Here is a 21,753-nt window from a genome sequence, read left to right on the forward strand (position 1 = left end):
ATCACAGGTAAGCAGCATGACAACAACAATGATCTCCGCTGACCAAATCCAGACCGACAACGACCAACGTTCGGCCGACCTGAACAGCGACTACCAGGCACTGGGCGAAAAACTCGCCCGCCGTGGTGTACAAATCGACGCCATCACCCAACAGGCACAGCAACTGGAAGTGGCCCTGCCCTCCTGGGGCGTGGGTACCGGCGGCACTCGTTTCGCGCGCTTCCCCGGCCTGGGCGAGCCGCGCAACATCTTCGAAAAACTCGACGACTGCGCCGTTATCCAGCAACTGGGCACGCTGACGCCGCGCGTCTCGCTGCACATTCCATGGGACAAACCCAGCGACGCCAGCGAGCTGCGCGACTACGCCATCGAGCGTGGCCTGGGTTTCGATGCGATGAACTCCAATACCTTTCAGGATCAGGCCGGCCAGCAACACTCCTACAAATACGGCAGCCTGACGCACAGCGATGACGCCACTCGCCAGCAGGCGATTGAACACAACATCGAAGTGATCGAACTGGGCAAACAGCTCGGTTCGAAAGCGCTGACGGTGTGGATCGGTGACGGCTCCAACTTCCCCGGCCAGCAGCATTTTTCCGACAGCTTTGCGCGCTACCTCGACAGCGCTAAAAAAATCTACGGCGCCCTGCCGAATGACTGGAACATGCTGATCGAACACAAGATGTTCGAGCCGGCGTTCTACTCCACCGTCATCCAAGACTGGGGTTCGAACTATTTAGCAGCCAAAGAAACCGGCGAACGTTGCCTGTGCCTGGTCGATCTCGGCCACCACGCACCCAACGTCAATATCGAAATGATCGTCGCCCGCCTGGCGCAGTTCGGCAAACTCGGCGGCTTCCATTTCAACGACAGCAAATACGGCGATGACGACCTGGATTCCGGTTCTATCGATCCGTATCAACTGTTCCTGGTGTTCAACGAATTGGTCGATATTCAACGCCAGGATAAAACCTTCGCGCCCTTCTACATGCTCGATCAGTCGCACAACGTCACCGACCCAATCGAAAGCTTGATCTACAGCGCCGGTGAAGTGCAGCGTGCTTTCGTTAAAGCATCACTGGTTGACCGCCAAGCCCTGGCCGAATATCAACGCAGCAACGATGCGCTGATGGCGCAGGCTACATTGAAGGCCGCCTTCAACCTGGACGTCGAGCCCATCCTGCAGCAAGCACGTAAAAATGCCGGTGGCGCCATCGACCCGATTGCCAGCTACCGCGCCAGTGGTTATCGCCAGACTTGTGCTGAACAACGTCCGGTGGACGCCAGCCGTTCGGGCTCTGGCATCGTTTAACGCTCCGACTTTTCGTCGCTATTCTTGGCCGCCTGCGGGCGGTCTTTTTTTGGGAGAGAATAATAATGAAGCCCTGCACGATTGATGATTATCAGCAACTCGCCCGCCGCCGCGTGCCGCGCATGTTCTACGACTACGCCGATTCCGGCTCCTGGACCGAGTCGACCTACCGCGCCAATGAAACGGATTTCGATAAGCTGAAATTCCGCCAGCGCGTCGCCGTCGATATGACCAATCGCTCCACTGCAACGACCATGATCGGCCAAAAAGTCGCCATGCCAGTCGCGCTGGCACCGACCGGTTTAACCGGCATGCAGTGGGCCGATGGCGAAATCAAAGCCGCCAAAGCTGCGGAACAATTCGGTGTGCCTTTTACGCTGTCGACCATGAGTATTTGCTCGATTGAAGATATCGCCGCCCACACTGAAAAACCTTTCTGGTTCCAGCTGTACGTAATGCGCGACCGCGACTTTATCGGTCGGTTGATCGACCGCGCCAAGGCCGCCGGTTGTTCAGCTCTGGTCATTACCCTCGACCTGCAGATTCTCGGCCAGCGCCATAAAGACCTGCGCAATGGCTTGTCGGCGCCGCCGAAATTTACGCTCAATTCAATACTGCAATTAATGAGCAAACCGGCCTGGGGTTTGCGCATGTTGGGCACGCGTCGTCATGGCTTTGGCAACATCGTCGGTCACGTTTCCGGTGTGGAGGATTTGTCGTCGTTGTCGGAATGGACGGCGAAACAGTTCGACCCCAAACTGTCTTGGGATGATTTAGCCTGGATCAAAGAACGCTGGGGCGGCCCGGTAATTCTGAAAGGCATTATGGATCCGGAAGACGCCAGGTCGGCGGTGAAAACCGGCGCCGATGCGATCATCGTCTCCAACCATGGTGGCCGGCAGTTAGACGGCGCGCCATCGAGCATCGAAGCCTTACCGGCGATTCTCGATGCGGTCGGCAATGACATTGAAGTGCACTTTGACGGCGGCATTCGCAGCGGCCAGCAGATCTTAAAAGCCATCGCCCTGGGCGCACAAAGCACTTACATCGGCCGGGCGTTTTTGTACGGTCTGGGTGCGGCGGGCGAGCGCGGTGTTACCGATGTGCTGAACATTTTGCACAAGGAACTGGATATCTCGATGGCGCTCTGTGGCGAGCGGGATATTTTGAATGTCGGTAAACACAATCTGGTGAATCCGGACGTTTATAAATAGTTTCTTACCAACATAAAAAGCCCGGAGCACTGCTCCGGGTAAGCCCTTTCTTAACTTTTAAACGCCCTTTCTGACTAGCCTTTCAACGCACCGGATGTCATGCCGGACACAATCTGTCGGTTGAATATTAAGAACACAATCAACATCGGCACGGTAATCACCAGCACGTTCATAAACAGCAGGTTGTATGAGGTATTAAACATGCTTTGGAAGTTATAGAGCGTTAACTGAATAGTAACGTTATCGTCGCCCGGCAGGTAATACAGCGGGTGCACGAAGTCGTTAAAGATAATCACCGACAGCACCACGATGTTGGTCACCGTCACTGGCTTCAACAACGGCAGCATCACTTTAAAAAATAACGTCACCGGACCAGCGCCGTCCATAATGGCGGCTTCGTCCAACTCGCGCGGTATGGTCGAGAAGAAAGCGCGGTACAACAGAATGCCGAAGGAAATATTGTAGGCGACTTCCACCAGCACCATCGAATGCAGCGTTCTGAAAATCCCCAATTGCTGCAGCAGCCAAATGGTTGGCACGATGGCCGGCGGAATCATCAGGCCGGACAGCACCAGGAACATGATCATCTTGTTCCAGGAGGTTTTGCGTCGATTCAATACAAAACCAACCATGGCGGAAAACAGCACGATCAAGGTCACGCTGCCGACGGTGATGATGGCGCTGTTAATAAACGCCTGAATCATCATAAAGTCGCGCGCTTCGATTACCGCCACCAGGTTTTGCCACAGCTGAGTTTCAGTCGGCCAGCTCAGCTGCAGCAGCGAGGCTTCCTGCTTGGTTTTAACCGCCGTTAAGGCAATAAAAACAAAAGGCACGACAAAGAAAGCCAGCGCTCCGGCAAAGGCAACAACGGAAACAATAAGCCTGCGAGTCGAGGTCATCTTCAGCGCTCCTCTCGGTTCAGGAAAGCAACGATGGGCAGTGCCACCAAGGCGATTACCATAAATAAAATCACGTTGCCCGCCGTCGATAGACCATAAAAACCGGCCTGGTATTGTTTGTAGATTACCGATGCCAACACATCCGATGAAAACCCTGGACCACCGCGCGTCATCGCCCAGACCAGATCAAAGGTCCGCAGACCATCGATCAGACTCAAGGTAATAACAGTGGCAATCGCCGGGCGCGACAACGGCACGGTAATACGCCAGAACTGACGCCAGGCCGAGGCGCCATCGAGACGGGCGGCTTCATAAAAATCGTCGGGAATCGCCATCAGACCGGCAATTAATATCAAGGTTGCCAGGCCAACACCGCGCCAGATTTCCACCAGTGCAACCGAATAGATGGCCAGCTTGGGCGAGGTCAACCAGTGCGGGCCATCGATACCCATCAAAGCCAAAGCGCCGTTAATTACGCCGTCCTGCGGATCCATCAACACATTGAAGGTAATGCCGATGCCGATGGTGCTGACCAACACCGGAAAGAACACCACCGAACGCAACAGACCGCGCATATAAATATTGGAGGTCAGCAGCACCGCCAGTCCCATACCGACAATGACTTTGCCGGCCGAGGTGCTGAAACCGAAAATAAAGGTATTAACCAGACCCTTCAGCAAAAAGGGTTCGTTAAAGAATTCGATAAAGTTATCGAGGCCGATAAATTCCTGATTGAACAGGGTCCAGCGCGTCAGACTGAAGTAGAGCGACGCAAAGGTCGGCACTAAAAACATCAGGCCGTAAATCACGCCCGCTGGAATATAGAACCACAGCGGATAAAAGGACTGCAGGTTCAGAGGGCGGCTCTGGTTTACCAGAGCAGCGCGGCGACCGAACAACGTCATAACAGCCTCCAGGAGAGTGAATCATGCCCCGGCAAAACCGGGGCAATCCGAGGGCGTACTCAGTCCCAGCCATCCAGACCCAGCTGGCGGGCCTGGCGACGAACATCACGCTGGTACAGTTCAGCACCGGATTCGGCATCGCGGATGCCCGAACCAATTTCAATCAGAATCTGTTCCAGGGATGGACCTTTCAGCGGCGACAGGAATTCCAGAGCCGGAGCGTTACGGCTGGAGTCCTGAAGATAGCCCAACATATCGGCAACCGGTTGCGGCACATCATCGGGCAAGCCACAGGTTTCGATCAGGAAGGGACCAGACGCACCGATGGTGTCGACGATCACTTCACAGCCTTCCTGGCTGGCCACGAAGTCGAGGAACACTTTGGCTGCTTCCGGCTCTTCGCTGGTCTGCGACAAATAGATGGAACCCGGCATCCAGACGGTCAGACCATTGGCGTCGGCACTGTCACCCGGCACTGAGAAGAAGCCAAGATATTCCACTGCATCCGGATAGCTTTCCAGCAAGGCGGTCACTGCAAATGTTAGCATCGGATAGTGCGCGCCCTCGCCCATGGCCAGCATGCGCAGTGCATCTTCATAGGTCGCGGAAGCGAAATCTTCGTTAAAGTAACCGGCTTCATAGACATCCTGAATACGGCCAAAACTCTTCAAAATGGCGTCATTCTCTGACATCTCGATATTGCCGGCGGTAAATTCCTCGGCAAAATCCGGGTCCTGTTGCAGCACATTGTAGAAGTCCGCCAGGAAGAAAATCTGCGACGTCCAGGTGGCGCCAAAGGAACCCAAAACCGGAGCTATATCGGTTTTGCTGATGGCTTCATTGTTGGCCATAAATTCATCCCAGGTGCGGGGAATTTCCAGGCCAAGTTGTTCATAGACTTTGCGGTTGTACAGAATACCGCCGCCCATGCCGGCTTCACCCGGAACACCATAAACCCCACCCTTGCCATCGCTGACCACTGACTGGAAGGAAGGCGATACCCGCTCCATAAAGGGTTCATCGCTGAGGTCGATCAGGGTGCGGCTCGGGTTCAGCGCCTGCAGCAGCGAACCAGAGTTGTAGAAGAACAGGTCTGGCATGGTGCCGGTTGCCAGACGGGTGCGCACAATGTTGTCGCCTTCGGTGCCACCGGCGCGGGTTTCGACGTTGATGTCGATACCGTCGTGTGTCTGTTCAAAGGCCGCTTCCAGGGCATTGAACACCGCCACCGAGTTGGGTGAATTATCGGTGAGCAGTGTCACTTCGACGCTGTCGTGGGATGCACCGACCGCGACGCTGGACGCCGCCACAGCCAAGGCTGCGCTGAGGGTACGGAGGCTCTTTGTTGTTTTCATGATGATCCTCACTTGCTCTTTGGGGTTGGGGTTTTATGCAGTGGTATCGAGTGCCTGCATGCGGTTGGCCAAACGCGTCAGCCGGAAGTTAAGGTGGTGTCGGCCCGGGGGCAGCGATGCCAGCGCCGACTCGGAAGCCGTCTCGCCGTTGAGCGTCAGCTCGGTGACGGCCTCGTCGATAACAAAGCGACCCTGCACGCCCTCGGGAATGCTCAGCCGGTAATCAACGCGATCACCATCAACCGACCACTGCGCTTCAATGTCGCCGTGCTGACAGCCGTGACGGGCCGATACCGGGCCCAGTTTGGGCAGCACCACCGGGCTGAACTCGACTACGTCGAAGCCCGGTTGATCGGCGGCGGGACGGATGCCGGCAACGGCGGCGAACAACCATTCGCATACCGCGCCGTAGGCATAGTGGTTGTAGGAATTCATGTCCGGGTCGAAGATGCGGCCGTCTTTGGCGATGGCATCCCAGCGCTCCCATATCGTGGTCGCGCCCTGCTTCACCTGGTACAGCCAACCCGGTACCGATTCCTGCAAAAAGAGTGTTTCGGCAAGCTCCGGCTCACCGATTTTAATCAGCGCCGGCAACAACGCCGGGGTGCCGATAAAGCCGGTGCCGATGGTGCCGCCGGTGCGTTTTACCGCCGCGACAAAATACTGTTTTGCCGCTTCGCGATGTTGATCGGGCACCAGGTCGTAGAGGAAACACAGCGCGTAGGTGGTCTGGTCGTTGTAACCGATGCGACCGGAGGGTGTGATGAATTCGTGCTCGAACGCTGTCTTCACCTGCTCGGCTTTGGCCTGCAAGGCGGCCTCGGTTTTAGCATCGTTCAAAATCCCAGCCACCTGAGCGGTATTGCACAGTGCGATATACAGATAGATGGTCGCAGCGGCATCATCGCCGATGGTGGCGTTGGGTTTTTCGGTCGAACCACCGGGCTGCAACCAGTCGCCAAAGCTGAAACCGCGCTCTGTCATACCGCGCGGTGGCCGCACGATGGGTCCGCCGCTGATATTCCAGACGTAGTCGACCCAGCGCCGCATGGCCGGAAACGCCAGTTCCAGTGCCTCGCGGTCGCCGTAATGACGCCACAGCGTCAACGGCAAAACATGAATTACATCACCCCAGCCGGTGCTGCCGACGAAGTTGGGCAGCTTGGAGCTATCGCGCCGGGTCGGGTCGGGCACCACATGAGGAATGGCGCCATCGTCGGCCTGTTCGGCGACCACATCGGCTAGCCATTTTTTCAGAAAGCGATGGCTGTCGTGCAGGTAGCAGGCGGTGCCAGCAAATACCTGGGCGTCGCCGGTCCAGCCGAGGCGTTCGTCACGCTGCGGGCAATCGGTCGGCGCTTCAATAAAGTTGGCGCGCTGCGACCAGCGGGTGTTGCTCACCAATTGGTTAACCAGCGGATGGCCGCATTCGAATTCGCCTTTAACGTCCTGAACCGAACTGATCGGCACCGACTCAACGTTTTCCAATCGCGCCGAACCGCCGAGCGTGATACGCGCGTAGCGATAACCGAAAAAGGTGAAATGCGGCTGGAAGGTTTCGCGGCCACCGCCACGGCAGCAGTACCGAACCGTCGCTTCGGCGGTGCGGTAATTGCGGTTATCAAACTCACCGTCGGGGCCGAGAATTTCCGAATGCTCGACGATGATTTCATCGCCCGGCTGAGCGCTGACTTCGAACGCCACATAACCGGCGAGGTTCTGACCGAAGTCGATCAGCTCGCGGCCTTGGTCATCCTGCCATTGCTTGATCGGTTTGAAAGAGTCCAGTTCGCGTACCGGTGAACCATCGTGGGCGAACAGCAATGCCTTGTTGAACGGCATTACTTCAACGCCCTGGTCGTATGCGATGTGTTCGCGGCTGGCGTCGTAATGTTCGCCCAGATAGATGCCGCTTTTACGGATCGGTGTTTCGCCTGAAGTCCAGCTGGCGTCACTTTTCAGCAGCAGTTCGCCAGAAGCAGTCTGCATCTCGGCCAGCGCGCCGAGCTGGCTGCCCCAGGTGTTATAGATTTCCACCTTGATCCACATCATCTGCGAACGCAGCCAGCCATCGGCCAGCCAGATTTCGATGCGGTTTTCACCGCTGACCAGCAGATCGGACACTTCATAGCACTGATACGGCAGGCGCAGATCGTAAGCGGTCCAGCCCGGCGTCAGCAGATCACGGCCAACGCGCTGGCCGTTAATAAAACAACGATACAAACCCAGCGCACTGAGCGTCAGGTAAACAGAATCAATCGGGGCTTGTTGCAACTGGAAACGCTTAGCGACCGCCGGTGCGGCTTCGCCGACACCCTGATCAGACAGGGGATGAATCATCTCGGCGCGTGCAAAGGCAGAAAGACCACTCGGCAAGGAGTGATCGAACACTATCGACATGAGGTGAGCCTCTTCTCTTAGCCGCCGATCTTTAATTCAGTGATGGCCGACGGCGTTTTGTTGTTTTTGTATAACGTTCTACACGCTATGCTAGCCCTCGTCCGTAAAATTGCAAGCCTAAAATTTCAAAATCCGTCATTTTTCAATCATGATGCGTCAAACTACATCAAAATTCGGAACACCTTCACCATGACCAGCCGATCGAAACGCGTCACCATTCGCACCGTGGCCGAGGACGCCGACGTCTCTGTGGCCGCGGTTTCCAAGGTGCTGCGTAATTCCTACGGCGTCAGCGAACGCATGCGCGCCAAGGTGGAAGCCTCGATCAAAAAGCTGGGTTACCGGCCGCATATGGCGGCGCGCGGCATGCGCGGGCGCAGCTACACCGTCGGCGTGCTGCAGACCGACCTGCGCAACCCCTACATTCCGGATATCTACGACGGCATTTATGAAGGTTTCGAAGGCACCGGCATTCAGCCGCTGCTGGGGGTGGGTCGGTCCATGGTGCCGCTGGAAAGTGCGCTGGTGAATTCCATGATCGACCGCCAGATGGACGGTCTGATTCTGATTTCGCCGCGGCTGTCACACACCGAGGTCGACCACATCGGCCGGCAGATTCCGACCTGCGCTGTGGCCTTTCATCCCGGTGATGACAAAAGCTACGACACCGCTAACTTCAATGATCAGAATGGCGCACGCTACGCCGTGGAGCATTTGTTGACGCAAAGCTGTTGCAATATTCAAATGCTCAGCCTGGAGCTCAACGAACCGGAATCGACCAACGTTATCCGTCAACGGGAGATAGGTTTTCTGGCTGCCCTGGCAAACTTGACCGAGATGCCACTGGACGGTCGCATTCACTATTCACAGTTTGATGTTGATGCAACCCGTGCCCGGGTTCGTGGCATGCTCACCAGTGCCAATCGACCGGACGGTCTGTTCTGCTGGAGCGACATGATTGCGGTTCACGTTTTCGCCGAAGCCCGCGAACTAGGCCTGAGAATTCCCGAAGACCTGGCCGTAGTCGGTTACGACAATACCTATGACGACCAGTTCCGCCCCTTCGGTCTGACCAGCCTCGACCAACCTGGCCAACAACTTGGTCGAGAAGCTGCGCGTTTATTGATTGAACGAATCCAAGGCCGAAGCGAATCGGTTCATAGCGTATTCGAACCACAACTGCATATTCGTGGCAGTTCGAATCGCGACAATAAAAAAGACTGAGTAGTGGCTATAAGTTCAAGCCAGCACTTCGCACAAGCGATCTATCGCCCGCCGCACCTGCGGTAATTCCCTCGCCTGCTGGTGCACAACCAGCCAGCGATCATGGCTGAGCTCGGCAACCACCTTACCGCGACGCACTAACGTCGGTTGGGCATCACCGACAAAGGTTGGCAGCAGTGCCACACCGGCGCCAGCCAAAGCCAGATCCAGGCTGTTGCGTGGAGCATTGACCTCACACACAGCATCGGCGCCGGCATGCCGGTCTACCCAGCGTGCCGAAGGGGTATTGGCCAATACCTTTATCCATTGCAACGGCGCCTCTGCCAGTCCATAGGGTGCAAACTCGACCGGTGCCAGCTTGCGACACACCAGAGTTTCTTCTGTCGGTCGCTTATTGCGAAACCCGATAACAACTTCCCGGTGCGAGATATTTAAAGGTTCTTCTGCTGCCATAAAACGCAGCAAAATATCAGCCGGCTCACCCTGTAGAAAATGGATGTTCGGCATCAGCGCCAGCGTCGTCCAGCTACCGGCCGACAACTTCACCAAAGGGCGTTCAACTTGCGAAGATAATTGACCCAGTGGCTGCAGCCGATTTTCCACTTCGGTCAGAGAGGCCAGCAGCGTCTGGCCATCCTGAGTCAGTTCGTAGCCTCTGTCGTGACGAACGAACAACTCGCACTGCAAGGCCGCTTCCAGCGCTAACATCCGCCGACTGAGGGTGGCGGCACTTCGCCCCACTCGTTTTGCTGCCGGCGATAAGCCGCCTTCACGCGCTACGGCAAGAAACAACTGCAGATCACGCCAATCCATATCCTTTTCATTCATGAAAAGACCATTCTATTTCGTTTTATTCCAGCGCAGAGCATAGACCGATAGCCTGAGGCACTGTCAAGTTACGAAACCAAAGGCTAACTATGTTTGTGATAACACCCAGAGAGCGGAAACGCACGCCCACGCCTCACACCAGTGGACACTATAACCACCGACCCTTTAACGATGCGAAACCCAGCCAGGCATTGGTCGAGGAGGACGAATATTTATCTCGCCACGCCAATGACCTGCCGGTTTTTGTAAGGAAAATCCAATACAGTTGGAAGAAACTCAGACACTTACTCAGCCGGCCGGGTCCGCTCTAGGTCGGATACTGGGTATATCCGATTGTGGACCCGGCCGTTTTATTTACTCAAATAAATTGGAAAACAAATCGCCACTGACCTCTTTACGCCAAATAGCCATTGCATGACCACTTTGCCCCATGGCAATAAGCGGTTCGGTGGAATCGCCAGCACCATCGGCCTCTATTTGCTCTGGCATTCCCCAGCCACTGGCCGGTGTATAGGTACTGGTCCATATCGTCTTGTTACCCGCGATGGACTGCCGCCAGATCACGATGACGTTACCGTCGCCATCCTGAGCGATCTGCGGCTGATCACCACTCTCAACATCTTCTTCCAACGGAATATAACTCAGCGCTACACCTCTCCACTGGCCATTTGGTTTATGCGTAATAGCCCATACCCGATTAGTACCGAAACCATCATCCTGCGACCAGACAATCATGACCTGCGTGCTTTTATAGGCCATCACCTTAATACTGTCAGAAACAACGTTGCCCGAATTTTCGACATCCACCTCCACAGCGTTACCCCAACCGTTGGCATTGGTTGACGGGCTATAGGTGTTAATCCAGACACTATTGGATGCCTTGTCGACTCCCTGCTGCACCCAGGCGACTACAATATTGCCGTTGCCATCGATGGTCAGTTCAGGGGAAAATGCTGCTTTGTCTGCTTCGTCTGATTTGAAATTTATTAAAAACGCCTCATCATTTCCATTTCCAAACCAAGCCTTTTTCTCCGAGTCATAAAATTTTCCACGGACCTGATTAACATTGTTTTCATCCGCTTCCAGCCAAACAGCAACGGCATCACCATTGGGGTTCATGGCAACCTGCACGTCTGAGGCATCGCCCAGTCCGTCGTTGACTATTTCACCATTGGAAAAACCCCAGCCGGAATCTCGATCTGCGATAGCATAAAAGACTTGGTTATTACCAGTCTCAGCATCAGCTTGTAACCAAAGCACTATGACATCGCCCTGATCATTGGATGCCACCTTGGGTTCGGAGACATCACCTGTTTTAACAATTTGAGGCGGTTGAGTAATATCCTGATTATGACGGACAAAGAGTATTCTAGAGTCGCTCCCAACGTTGATTTCTTCCCAAACGACATATAAATCACGATCACCCTGGGAAGATAATTGCGGATTTATTGATGGACCCGATATCTCACTGTTTAATTGTTTAATCTCAAACCAAGTACCGGAATCCTCCTTGTAGAGATTCGCCCATATATGGGAATCATCATTGGTATCACTCTCCTGCTGCCAGACCGCAATGGCGTGTCGCTGATCGTCTTTATCTATTACCATCTTTGTGGTCTTGCTCGCCACCTTTTGAAAAATCGCCTGCTCTGTACGCCAGGAACGACAACGAACCTCTATATCATCGATATTTTTTTCCAACACAACGCCAGTGCCGTTCTGAACCTTACAGATCTGCACACCCGGTTGTTCAGCAACATCTACAGAGTATGAATCACCTTCCCTTAGTTCTTTTTTAAAAGAAAACTGGCGACCGATTACATCAACCACTTCGCCGCTTTGACTGACAATTTTCAACCCCTCGGCTGCGAGTTCTCCTGAAATAAACCCGCCAATCCGATAGGTATCATCGGAATAGGGTCGTGTCTCACAGCTGGCACACAACACTGTCATCAGGCCGATCAAGACCGCCTTACAAAGGACTTGAATTTTATTATTGACATGCATGACGCAACCTCCAACCTGTTATTGCCATCCTCAGGTACGTTCACTGAATCGTTGATGACGTCCTTAACCATCGGGTAGATAAACATCAACGAAACTTCGACGGTGAAACCCATGTACCTCGATCACTTCCAATAATCACCGGGTATTCCGATGAGGCTGTCAATCAAACGCCGACTTCCGAACTCCTTTGCATCCGCGCTCTTCGATCGGAACTGACTTCACTCACCAACAGGCTGCCCAATAAATACTGAGCAATGCGATAGGGATCTGCCTTGGCACGAGGGCGTTGATCAACAACATATCCAGATCGTTCCATCACCACAGGAGCTGGAATTCGAAAGGCTGAATGGCGGCTGGTATAGCCCGGGTTAAGGTCTTCAGAACGATAGAACTGCCGCTTAAACTCGTTACTGCCCCTGTCCACTATTTCCAGGTTTTCGAGCACAGATATGATGCGCTGAATCTCTGCGATGCCACCCACTTTGCCTCTCGTTTTTAGCGTTGAAATACTGATACTTAACGGTGCCGGCGCGTTTAAGCTGTCGTAGACAACGCTTTGATGGTCGTGTTGTGCAGTCTGCTCCAACAAGTAGCGGGCAACCCATAGATCATCGGCGACTTTCAATGGGTCGTAGTGACTACTGTCATCACGCACACCCAACTGAAATACCCAGTGATCTTCATGCGACGACAGATGCCAACTGTGCAGATGCAAACCGGCACTCAAACAGGCATTGGCATGAGCTTCAGCAATACGGGCACTGGTGCTGGGTTGCAGGTCTTTGTCAAACGTCGGCGCGCCGTTACCACCCTCAGTCTCATCGGCAACCAGGCTATAGTGCTGCACAAAACCCACCCATGGCTGGTGAGCTATAAGGCTAATGTTGTCCAGCAACAGTCGCAACCCGGAACGATGGCTGGTTGCATGTGCATAGCCAGTGGCATCGTTAACCTCGCACAGTACGAGGTAATTTCGCCCACCTTTAAAAGGATTGACGTACTGCCGGACAGGCACCAGGTGCAAATTTTCGTTGCCACCTTGGTCAGTCAAGCTGCCATCAAATGTCCAGCTGGGATAATCCTCGATCTGAGGTTCATCTGGTAACGACAGGATACGCCCCTTACTTCTAATCCTCGCGGCGTACTGATTTCCATCCACCCATATATAATCGACCGAACTGAAGTTGTTGCGATTAAATTTCGTCATCTTCTCCCTCACTTGTCTTTCACATACCCGGGTTGTTTTACGATCACTTTCCAGGTAAAAATGTTCGCCAGTTGATGAGCTTCCATGCCACTGTTGGCTCTTCAATACGTCTCTACATCAGTGTTTTCACCGCAACACCCCCTTCTCCTGAGATGCCCCGATACGAACGAAGATAACTTAAGACCGTTTAATTGAACGTTTAAACCATCGTTGTATTTCTTTGGCTTCGTTTGAAAAAAGCTCGGTTTTAGGTGTCTTTACACTTATGACCCAGGGGTTCTATATGACACTGACGATCAGAACGATGGGCGGGCTGTCGATTTTCCAGGATGGCCGACGCCTCGACCTGCCACGCTCACGAAAGACAAGAGCACTCTTGGCTTACTTGGCGATCTCGGAAAAAACCTTTCGGCGTGACCAGTTGTGCGAGTTTTTCTGGAAGGAACCGAACGATCCGCGCAGCACCCTGCGCTGGTCGCTCAGCAAAATACGGCCGTTGGTCAACCAGTCCGACAAGAAACGGCTGGTCGCCGACCGCGAGCAAGTATCACTGCTGACTTATGATGTCTATATCGACATTCGCGAAATGGAACTGAAAACCAATGACCCCTTCACCACCGCGCAGGAGCTCGAGAGCATTAGCGAGTCTCTGGAGGAAACTTTTCTGGATGGCACAGAGCTGCCCGACCAGGACAAGTATCAACGATGGTTGATGGTCAAGCGCCAGAGCCTGGTGCAACTCAAAACCAGAGTTCTGCACCGGCTATCAACCCACCCCGAACTGTCCACCATAAAACGCTTGCAATGGGCCCGGCGAAGACTGCAGATGGAACCATTCAGTCCCTCTGCCGCCACTCGTCTGCTAACGCTGCTGGAATCGCTTGGGCTGAACAAGGAACTGGAAGAGCAAAGCATTGAGCTGACCATTCGTTTCCGCAATGCCGGTATTGCCTGGTCCGCAAAGAAACGAGATGACAACGTCATTAATGGCTCACTCAACGCCGACTTACAGGACTATAAACAAACACTCAGCAACACCGGCCCGAAACAGAAGATCGAGTTCTGTACCACCAAAGACAATGTGCGCATTGCCTATGCTTCCGCCGGCAGAGGCAAACCGATCGTCAAAGTTGCAAACTGGCCAAACCACATTGATTACGATTGGGATTCGCCCATTTGGAGCCCTCTGTTCCAGGACCTGGCAACAGACCATCGTTTTGTCCGCTACGATCAACGCGGCAGCGGCCTTTCCGAGTGGGAAGTTGATGACCTGTCTTTCGAATCCTCTGTCAGCGACCTGGAAACCGTCGTAGCCGCGTCCAATACGGATCAATTCGCATTACTGGGTATTGCTCAGGGCGCCGCTGTGGCCATCGCCTATGCAGTAAAACATCCGGAAAAAGTGTCCCACCTGATCTTATTTGGTGGCTATGCGGTCAGTTCAGGGTTAACCGCCAGCGCCGATACAAAACGCGAGAAGGAAGCACTGATTACACTTGCCAAGTCCGGCTGGTCGCGCGATAACCCGGCCTATCGGCAGATCTTTTCTTCGGTCTATATCCCCAACGCCAACACCAACGAGCTGGCTTGGTACAGTGAATTCCAAAAAGCAACGACGTCCCCGGGGAATGCCGCACGCCTGCTGACCAATATCGATCAGATTGACGTTCGCGATCTCCTGGCGAAGGTGACGGTTCCCACTCTGGTCATTCATGCCCGAGGCGACCAGCAAGTCCCTATCGGAAACGGGTTAGAACTGGCGGCACAAATTCCCAACGCGGAATTTCTCAGTCTCGACAGCAGTAATCACTCACTGCTGGGAAGGGAGCCCGCTGCGAAAGTGTTTCTACAGGCCATTAGAAATTTCGTAGACAAAGAGTCCTAGTCAGATGTACGAAGTTTAGTTGTCACCAGGTATTTTCACTGAATGGTAATGCAACGACGACTACTGAGTTAGAGCGAATGCGTGATCACTAACCTCAAGTATTCGTCGTTGAATACCATCATTCATGAAGTACAACTCTGTTTTTTAAAGCAGCGCCAAGACAGCTACAGAGTGTTGAGCTATCCAGAAACTGAACGCCTCTTTATTCCAGTCCAGCACCTTTCAATCAGTTTTTGAATGCCGCTCCCACTCTGGTGGCTTCCACAGATGTTGTAACCGCAGCAGCCACGGACCACCAGGGGCGGCCATGGCTTTGAACAGGTCGCGGTATTCATGACACCAGTTGACGATCAGGTTATGGCTATAGACCGGGCGAGTGATGCCGTATTCCACCGGTTCGTCATCGCGCTCCGATACAAAGGTTCCGAAGCAGCGATCGAAAACAATAAAGACGCCCCCGTAATTACGATCGATATAGCCCGGATTTCTGCCATGGTGCACCCGGTGGTGACTGGGCGTATTGAACAACCATTCGATCATCGGATGCAGTCGGCCCACCAGAGTGGTGTGAATAAAAAACTGATACACCAACGACAGCGCATAGCACACGCCGATCCATACCGGATTAAAACCAAGCCACGCCAATGGCACATAGACCAGCCAGCCACCGTTAAAAATATTGGTCGCGTTCTGACGCATGGCAGTGGAAAAATTCATGCGCTCAGAGGAGTGATGCGTCACGTGCGCCGCCCACAGCCAACGCACGCGATGCGACGCCCGGTGAAACCAGTAAAAACAAAAATCGGTCAGCACCCATAACAGCAAAACCGTTGCCCAGTTCAGCGGAATATCCATCACCCGATAGTGATAAGCCAGCGCATAAACCGGGAAGGAAATTACCCCGGCAAACAACAGCTCGGTGGTTTGGTAACCCGCGCCCAGCATGAAATTACGGACTGATTCACGAGCATCGACTCGCACCGGGTCGTGACGGATTTTGAAGTATTCCCACAAGAACAGGCCAATAAAGAAGGGCGTGGCGACCACGAAAATCAGCTGCCGCTCATCAATGGCCAGCCAGGGTGCCAGCGCTTGCCACCAGCTGGCGAGACCGCTGTCGTGCCAAACCGCCTGGAACATCGGCATCAAGGTCATAGAGCATCTCCGGTCTTATTATTATAGGTTTGGCGACGCCACCGTTTCGGCGGACGCCCGTTCATCGCTGCTTTTCATCTCCCCTATAGTGCGTTGCACCACTGATGTTTAATTGACGAATCGTGCCTAGTTTTTGACAATTTGTGCCAAGGTCAACAAGGAGATCCAAGATGGCCACAAACATCCGTGTCACCGGTGCCTGGGTACAGTTATTAAGCGATTGGCTGGATCAGCAGAACCTGCCGGCGCCAGAGCTGCGTGCGGTGCTCGATAGCCGTGGCCCGGCCGATGTGGTGGCTTTGCCGTTGTGGCGAAGCTTGCTGGCAAACGCCGTGGCACTGCGTCCGCAGCAGTTGGCGCCGGGTTTGGCGATTGGCGCGCTGGTACAACCGCGGCATTTGGGTGTTCTGGGTTATCTCAGCCTGACCTGCCAGACCTTGGGCGAAGCCATGCTGGCGTATCAGCGCTATGAAAGCCTGTTTTACGGCCAGGATCTGGTCGAGGTGATTGGCGAGGCAGAGGTCATCAACCTGCGCTGGCCAGCATCGGCTTCGGTGGGCGACCTGGCCGACAGCGTCTCCATTGCCGCTCTGATCAGCTTTATACGACGGCTGGTCTCACAACCACCAGCACTGACCGGAGTCAGCTTCGTCTTTCCTGCCCCGGCACCGGCTGTGCAGCAGACCTATGAAGACTTTTTCGGTTGCCCGGTCAGCTTCGGGGCCAGCCACACCAGCGTCCGATTTCCTCAGGCGCTACTCGCCGTTCGCCTGCCACACAACGACGCCAGCCTGCGAACTCTGCTCGACCGCCAGGCTCAGGCGCTGCTGCAAGCCCTGCCCGACTCAGACAACTTTGACCGCGCCCTGCAACACGCCATGGTTCGCTTACTGCATGAAGGCCAGGTCAGTCTGAAACGGGTAGCGGCGCAGCTGCATGTCTCAGTGCGCACTCTGCAACGCCGCCTGGCACTGCGGCAACTCAGTTGGCAAACCCTGCTCGATCGCACCCGCGAACAACTGGCCAATCATTACCTGGCCGACGCTTCTTTAACGCTCAGTGAAATTGCCCTGCTGCTGGGATATTCCGAGCACAGCGCCTTCAGTCGTGCTTATCGGCAGTGGACCGGGCAGACGCCCGCCCAGGTGCGGCGTACGACGACTCAGCAGTAACGGCAGTATTTCTAACCGTCGACGATATTCCCGCGGCGTCATGCTGGCTCTGGCCGCACTGCTGTTCGCCACCGCCATTATTGCCATTGGCACTGGGCCAGTTGGTTTCATCCAACAACGGTAGTGCGCGTGCTCGGGCATGTGCTGTTCAATCACTCCGCCCAGGCCGACTGGCCCGCCAGCACTGAAGCCATTATCCGGATCAGCCGTTTGCCTCGGGTGTTGATGACCATGGCGGTGGCGCCGCTCGGTAACGAAGATGAGCAAGGAAGCTCAGTCGTTAAAGTCGTTCCTTCGCTGCATTTTAAACTGCCCGATGAAACATTAATGTTCATTCTTCGGACGCGGCGGCAAGAATCAAAACGGATAAAATAACATTACAACGCCGGGATAGAACTCGCGCCCTTGGAATATTTCTCCGCAAGACATCAAGTATTCATAAGCATCTTCTTGATTACTATCGTTAACGACAAATAAGTGCGGCACAAATCAGCTAACTAGCGGACAGATGTTTCACCAAACCGGACAGATGTGACTACTGATTATTTGCTTTCAAAAGCGTGCCTTGCTTACAGTTTTAGTGCACCGAATAGAGGCGAATCCGACTAAAGGACATTACTGAACAATAGATCGCGGTGAACAACATACTGAGTTTCGATGCGAAGGTATAAATCGATTCTTAAACTCTGAAAGGAGGTGAATAGAAACGAAACAAACCTGATAGGGATATCACCAATGTACATCACCACAATCATTGAGCTATATCTTTAATAAAGGGATAACATCATGAAAAAATTAACGACAACGCTGTTAACGATAATTGGCTTTTCAGCCGCTATCCTCAACGTAAATGCAGCAGAGCTCTCCCAGGAAGTCTACGACCTTTCAAGCGCGGTCGTCGGTAATGCCGGTCGAAGTAGTGAGAGTGTAGCGGAACCAACCTATGCGCCTTCTGAGCTTGCAATAGCAGCCTCCAACCCCTCTTACGACTCCACTACGGTAACAGTAGGGGCTCGCGGTAACTATTACATTGGCTATTTGGTCACTACAGCGCCTTTTGGTTCCACCATTGATGGTGTCGAATTTTCTCTTCAAATTTATGGCATCGATTCAGTGGATGAAGAACATCTTCTCGTTTACTTCTGCCGAGGCAACGGAACCAACTGCCGTCAATTTATCGGTGAAGGAAACATCACCACAGACTCCTATGATGGTACTGCCACCTGGGCCGGAGGAACTGAGCTTTCCCCGGGATGGGAAGTCTGGGTTGGTGTTCAGCCCTATGATGGCCAACAAGTCCCAATGACGCAGTTTAGTGTTGATGCTGCCGTGTGGATGGGCTGGGAAGAGTAAGTAATCTTGAAACGCCAGAGCGCTACCTAGTAGGCTCTGGCATGATCGTCTTGTTAAATCACAGTCATTTGCTAACCACTTTCTATCCATAGAAAGGTACTGCTCCGCTCTGAACAGGCAACACCAGTTCAATCCCCTTATCAGAAAGCAAACCAATAGACGGAAAAATATAATCGCTAATTAGAACTGATCCAGATATTCCAGCTGCGCGAGATAGAGACAAATAAAGGCATCCTTAACAGACGCCCTTATCGCCACTTTAAAACCATTAAGACGTTTAAAACCAATGGCGCCGACATAGCCACCCGCTGATGTCGTCTTAGAAACGTATGAATAAGGTTGATTATAAAAATCGGTTTGCATGAAAATTCAGCGTATCGAAGTCAGCCTAAAAAGGCTCACAACCGCGTACGATTGCGGGCCCAGACAGCCGTTTTTAGACGGTAAAACGATCGACAGAAAGCTTCAGCGATGAAGATAGATTCACCAGCTCTCTAATCAGGCTCGATGTTTTCTTCGAGCCATCAGACGTTTTGATGGCCAGCTCATTAACAACACTGACGTTCTTGCTGATGTCTTCAACCACAATACTCTGCTCTTCAGCGGAGCTCGATATCTGAATGCTCATATCAGAGATGTTTTGAATCGCTTCCTGCATCGACGAAATCAACGCATCGGTATTCTGTACGCTTTCACTCACTGATTGTGATTGGGCCTGGCTCGAACTCATTGATTGAACGGCTTCCTGCACCACCGTCTGCAAGTTGGCAATCATGCCATTAATTTCGTTAGTGGAATGGCCGGTGCGTTCTGCCAGGGTTCTGACCTCGTCAGCCACCACCGCAAAACCGCGACCTTCTTCACCTGCACGCGCCGCCTCAATGGCTGCGTTGGCCGTCGTTTGTACGCTGCTAGCCACTTCCCGAACCGTAGCACTCATTTCTTCAATGGCGGTTGCCACCTGAGTGGTTTCAGATACCTGAATGCTGCTGGCGTTACTCGACTCTTCAGAAATGGTGGAGATTTTTTCCGCTTCACCGTTAATTGTATCGGCGGCACGTTTCACATCTGAAATCAGCGCTTTCAACTGCTCCACCATGTTCTGCAAAGAGCTGTACAGGCTGTTTGCCGGCGCCTTGCGATTCACATCAATATCTAGGTTGCCGTCGGCCACTTTACCCAGCAAGTGCGCCACCTCGTTTGGCTCACCACCCAGGGTATTCAACAGTTCCCCTATGACGAAGAGACCAATGCCAATAGCGATCAGAAAAGCGGCCAAAATGCTGTACATCAAAACCCGCTCGGTCTGCAGAATCGTAGCGGCGTTTTGTTGTTCACGCGTCGCCAATAAATCTGATTCGATTTGTTTAAATTCAGCGACTAGTTACCGCACAGAGTCGAAGTAAACCTTGCCTCGGGCTTCTGCCACCCGGTCGACAATGCCCATCATCTGGAGCGGCGTCTGCACATTCCGACGCATCTGGATAACCGGCTCGGTCACGTTCGCCTGCCACTCAGTCATGGTGGTTTTGACGGTCTGCAACCGCTCAACCTGAGGCGGGTTATCTGAAACGGTGTTCATCAACTCGTCCAGCAGAGTGTAGAGCCGGGTTTCGCCGCCTTTGTAAGGGTCGAGGAATTGCTCTTGCCCAGCGAGCAAGTAGCCCCGCATGCCGGTTTCCATATCCACCGCGGCTGCCATAATTGCATCCGCCTTGGCAAGAACACGGTAGGTATGCTGAACCCAGACTCCTGACTGCTCTATTTTTTGGACATTGGTGAATATCAAAGCGCAGGCAGAGGCCATTAATACGAACGGCATACCAATGGCAAAAGACAGCTTTGCCTTGGTCGACAGACGCGTCCAAAACATCTTTGGGTTCCTCTAACTGGATTGACTGAGTTGAAAAGAATACGCACCGGATGTGCTGAGAGGAAAGTTAGAACAGAATTCAGAAAATGCTAATTTTCTAAATTGAAATTTGTTAAAAAAAGTTAGGTCCAGGTAGGGCGGCAAACTAACCGGTGGTCGAAGACCCCAAGGCTGGCGCAGAACCTTTACGACGGTGGTTGAAATGCACAGGGAATAAAAGATCCCACACTGAAATTTGGATGCAGTGCAATATCGTCTTACCACCGCTCAGACTGAGAAGCGTCGTTCAGAAGCTCGCTTGAATTAATCCAGCGATAGCGCTTGACTCGCCAAGCGAGCCGAAGCCAGCAACCTTGCTACGTCATGCCCTTCGCGGGCTTTTGCCGAAAGACCCGCCATGACCGTGCCGATAAAATCGGTCACGCCGTCCGCTGCCCCAGGAAAACGTTCTGCCACATAAGAGTGAATCCTACTTTCCGCTGTACGGTGGAAGGTTCTTGCGGCATCGCGCGCTTTTTGGTCGTGACAGCGCGTTCCTTCCAGCACCAGACAACCCGGCGTTTCAGGGTTACTTCCATAGCGACGGGCAGCGTGCTCGAGCAGACTTTTCAGACACTCACCAACTGGCCGATCATCACGAAGAATATCCGTGAGCGGAATGGCGTCGGTTTCAGCGTAGCGGTCCAGCACCCGGGTGAAGAGCCCGAATTTATTGCCGAACGCTGAGTAAAAACTCGGTGGTTTTATCATCAGCGCTTGCGTCAGGTCGTCGAGGCTGACGCGGTCGTAGCCTTTGGCATGGAACAACTGCTGCGCCGTCGCGACAGCCTGCTCTGGATCAAAACGCCTGGGTCTACCGGGCGTGCGCTTATATTTTGTAGTGCTCACTATAAATACCTTGACCCTGTTCTCAAGCCATTTATATAGTAGCCACTACAAAACATCAATGAAGGGCGTTCAA

General features: G+C 53.5%; 19 protein-coding genes. 7 read left to right on the forward strand and 12 right to left on the reverse strand.

From position 1 onward, the window contains the following. Positions 1-16 precede the first annotated feature (16 nt). The gene (gene rhaI, locus ACXAE6_RS01545) at positions 17-1,312 is read left to right on the forward strand and encodes an L-rhamnose catabolism isomerase (protein ID WP_475143608.1); all 1,296 of its coding nucleotides are present in this window, start codon (positions 17-19) and stop codon (positions 1,310-1,312) included. Between the two features lie 65 nt (positions 1,313-1,377). Continuing rightward, positions 1,378-2,526, forward strand: coding sequence for an alpha-hydroxy acid oxidase (locus ACXAE6_RS01550; protein ID WP_475143610.1), 1,149 nt, complete (start codon positions 1,378-1,380; stop codon positions 2,524-2,526). Positions 2,527-2,600: 74 nt separating this feature from the next. Here ACXAE6_RS01550 and ACXAE6_RS01555 read toward each other — a convergent pair whose 3' ends face one another. Genes ACXAE6_RS01555 through ACXAE6_RS01570 form a run of 4 tightly spaced genes read right to left on the reverse strand, consistent with a single transcriptional unit; the run spans position 2,601 to position 8,088 of the window. Continuing rightward, on the reverse strand, positions 2,601-3,428 hold the full coding sequence (locus ACXAE6_RS01555; protein WP_475143612.1) for a carbohydrate ABC transporter permease: 828 nt from the start codon (positions 3,426-3,428) through the stop codon (positions 2,601-2,603). Between the two features lie 2 nt (positions 3,429-3,430). Further along, positions 3,431-4,333: a carbohydrate ABC transporter permease gene (locus ACXAE6_RS01560; RefSeq protein ID WP_475143614.1), complete on the reverse strand. Its 903-nt coding sequence runs from the start codon at positions 4,331-4,333 to the stop codon at positions 3,431-3,433. A gap of 59 nt (positions 4,334-4,392) precedes the next feature. Then, positions 4,393-5,688, reverse strand: a complete 1,296-nt coding sequence (locus ACXAE6_RS01565; RefSeq protein ID WP_475143616.1) for an ABC transporter substrate-binding protein — start codon at positions 5,686-5,688, stop codon at positions 4,393-4,395. Between the two features lie 33 nt (positions 5,689-5,721). Further along, positions 5,722-8,088: a family 78 glycoside hydrolase catalytic domain gene (locus ACXAE6_RS01570; RefSeq protein ID WP_475143617.1), complete on the reverse strand. Its 2,367-nt coding sequence runs from the start codon at positions 8,086-8,088 to the stop codon at positions 5,722-5,724. Between the two features lie 189 nt (positions 8,089-8,277). Between ACXAE6_RS01570 and ACXAE6_RS01575 the strand changes: the two genes are divergently transcribed. Then, on the forward strand, positions 8,278-9,312 hold the full coding sequence (locus ACXAE6_RS01575) for a LacI family DNA-binding transcriptional regulator (protein WP_475143619.1): 1,035 nt from the start codon (positions 8,278-8,280) through the stop codon (positions 9,310-9,312). A gap of 15 nt (positions 9,313-9,327) precedes the next feature. On the opposite strand, the gene ACXAE6_RS01580 is transcribed toward ACXAE6_RS01575, so the two are convergent. From ACXAE6_RS01580 to ACXAE6_RS01590, 3 genes are all read right to left on the reverse strand, one after another. Then, positions 9,328-10,140, reverse strand: coding sequence for a LysR family transcriptional regulator (locus ACXAE6_RS01580; protein WP_475143621.1), 813 nt, complete (start codon positions 10,138-10,140; stop codon positions 9,328-9,330). A 354-nt stretch (positions 10,141-10,494) separates the two neighbouring features. Then, positions 10,495-12,147 carry a hypothetical protein gene (locus tag ACXAE6_RS01585; RefSeq protein ID WP_475143623.1) on the reverse strand — a complete coding sequence of 551 codons (1,653 nt, stop codon included), beginning with the start codon at positions 12,145-12,147 and terminating at the stop codon, positions 10,495-10,497. Positions 12,148-12,310: 163 nt separating this feature from the next. Further along, complete coding sequence (locus ACXAE6_RS01590; RefSeq protein WP_475143625.1) at positions 12,311-13,354, reverse strand: glutamine synthetase; 1,044 nt, start codon at positions 13,352-13,354, stop codon at positions 12,311-12,313. 283 nt (positions 13,355-13,637) lie between these two features. On the opposite strand from ACXAE6_RS01590, the gene ACXAE6_RS01595 reads away from it, so the two are divergent. Next, positions 13,638-15,239, forward strand: coding sequence for a bifunctional AfsR/SARP family transcriptional regulator/alpha/beta hydrolase (locus tag ACXAE6_RS01595; RefSeq protein WP_475143627.1), 1,602 nt, complete (start codon positions 13,638-13,640; stop codon positions 15,237-15,239). A 222-nt stretch (positions 15,240-15,461) separates the two neighbouring features. Here the strand turns inward: ACXAE6_RS01595 and ACXAE6_RS01600 are convergent, their stop codons facing one another. Beyond that, positions 15,462-16,394, reverse strand: coding sequence for a sterol desaturase family protein (locus ACXAE6_RS01600; protein WP_475143629.1), 933 nt, complete (start codon positions 16,392-16,394; stop codon positions 15,462-15,464). 170 nt (positions 16,395-16,564) lie between these two features. On the opposite strand from ACXAE6_RS01600, the gene ACXAE6_RS01605 reads away from it, so the two are divergent. From ACXAE6_RS01605 to ACXAE6_RS01615, 3 genes are all read left to right on the forward strand, one after another. Further along, positions 16,565-17,566 (forward strand): helix-turn-helix domain-containing protein, encoded by a 1,002-nt coding sequence (locus tag ACXAE6_RS01605; protein WP_475143631.1) that lies wholly within the window; start codon positions 16,565-16,567, stop codon positions 17,564-17,566. A 129-nt stretch (positions 17,567-17,695) separates the two neighbouring features. Then, entirely contained in the window at positions 17,696-17,941 is a 246-nt protein-coding gene (locus ACXAE6_RS01610) for a hypothetical protein (RefSeq protein WP_475143633.1), read from the forward strand. Between the two features lie 411 nt (positions 17,942-18,352). After that, on the forward strand, positions 18,353-18,919 hold the full coding sequence (locus ACXAE6_RS01615; RefSeq protein ID WP_475143635.1) for a hypothetical protein: 567 nt from the start codon (positions 18,353-18,355) through the stop codon (positions 18,917-18,919). Positions 18,920-19,099: 180 nt separating this feature from the next. On the opposite strand, the gene ACXAE6_RS01620 is transcribed toward ACXAE6_RS01615, so the two are convergent. The 4 genes from ACXAE6_RS01620 to ACXAE6_RS01635 form a co-directional block, all read right to left on the reverse strand. Then, positions 19,100-19,282, reverse strand: a complete 183-nt coding sequence (locus ACXAE6_RS01620; protein WP_475143637.1) for a hypothetical protein — start codon at positions 19,280-19,282, stop codon at positions 19,100-19,102. A gap of 73 nt (positions 19,283-19,355) precedes the next feature. After that, positions 19,356-20,210, reverse strand: a complete 855-nt coding sequence (locus ACXAE6_RS01625) for a methyl-accepting chemotaxis protein (protein WP_475143639.1) — start codon at positions 20,208-20,210, stop codon at positions 19,356-19,358. Positions 20,211-20,303: 93 nt separating this feature from the next. Beyond that, on the reverse strand, positions 20,304-20,792 hold the full coding sequence (locus ACXAE6_RS01630; protein ID WP_475143642.1) for a CHASE3 domain-containing protein: 489 nt from the start codon (positions 20,790-20,792) through the stop codon (positions 20,304-20,306). Positions 20,793-21,095: 303 nt separating this feature from the next. Further along, the gene (locus ACXAE6_RS01635; RefSeq protein ID WP_475143645.1) at positions 21,096-21,680 is read right to left on the reverse strand and encodes a TetR/AcrR family transcriptional regulator; all 585 of its coding nucleotides are present in this window, start codon (positions 21,678-21,680) and stop codon (positions 21,096-21,098) included. Between the last annotated feature and the right edge of the window lie 73 nt (positions 21,681-21,753).

Source organism: Saccharospirillum sp. ABV4_185, assembly GCF_056159245.1.

Coding starts and splice junctions, on each gene's coding strand:
- ACXAE6_RS01585 (WP_475143623.1), bottom strand. CDS start 12,147: ATGCATGTCAATAATAAAATTCAAGTCCTTTGTAAGGCGGTCTTGATC.
- ACXAE6_RS01590 (WP_475143625.1), bottom strand. CDS start 13,354: ATGACGAAATTTAATCGCAACAACTTCAGTTCGGTCGATTATATATGG.
- ACXAE6_RS01550 (WP_475143610.1), top strand. CDS start 1,378: ATGAAGCCCTGCACGATTGATGATTATCAGCAACTCGCCCGCCGCCGC.
- ACXAE6_RS01565 (WP_475143616.1), bottom strand. CDS start 5,688: ATGAAAACAACAAAGAGCCTCCGTACCCTCAGCGCAGCCTTGGCTGTG.
- rhaI (WP_475143608.1), top strand. CDS start 17: ATGACAACAACAATGATCTCCGCTGACCAAATCCAGACCGACAACGAC.
- ACXAE6_RS01630 (WP_475143642.1), bottom strand. CDS start 20,792: ATGTTTTGGACGCGTCTGTCGACCAAGGCAAAGCTGTCTTTTGCCATT.
- ACXAE6_RS01580 (WP_475143621.1), bottom strand. CDS start 10,140: ATGAATGAAAAGGATATGGATTGGCGTGATCTGCAGTTGTTTCTTGCC.
- ACXAE6_RS01595 (WP_475143627.1), top strand. CDS start 13,638: ATGACACTGACGATCAGAACGATGGGCGGGCTGTCGATTTTCCAGGAT.
- ACXAE6_RS01625 (WP_475143639.1), bottom strand. CDS start 20,210: ATGTACAGCATTTTGGCCGCTTTTCTGATCGCTATTGGCATTGGTCTC.
- ACXAE6_RS01600 (WP_475143629.1), bottom strand. CDS start 16,394: ATGACCTTGATGCCGATGTTCCAGGCGGTTTGGCACGACAGCGGTCTC.
- ACXAE6_RS01605 (WP_475143631.1), top strand. CDS start 16,565: ATGGCCACAAACATCCGTGTCACCGGTGCCTGGGTACAGTTATTAAGC.
- ACXAE6_RS01555 (WP_475143612.1), bottom strand. CDS start 3,428: ATGACCTCGACTCGCAGGCTTATTGTTTCCGTTGTTGCCTTTGCCGGA.
- ACXAE6_RS01560 (WP_475143614.1), bottom strand. CDS start 4,333: ATGACGTTGTTCGGTCGCCGCGCTGCTCTGGTAAACCAGAGCCGCCCT.
- ACXAE6_RS01620 (WP_475143637.1), bottom strand. CDS start 19,282: ATGCAAACCGATTTTTATAATCAACCTTATTCATACGTTTCTAAGACG.
- ACXAE6_RS01575 (WP_475143619.1), top strand. CDS start 8,278: ATGACCAGCCGATCGAAACGCGTCACCATTCGCACCGTGGCCGAGGAC.
- ACXAE6_RS01570 (WP_475143617.1), bottom strand. CDS start 8,088: ATGTCGATAGTGTTCGATCACTCCTTGCCGAGTGGTCTTTCTGCCTTT.
- ACXAE6_RS01615 (WP_475143635.1), top strand. CDS start 18,353: ATGAAAAAATTAACGACAACGCTGTTAACGATAATTGGCTTTTCAGCC.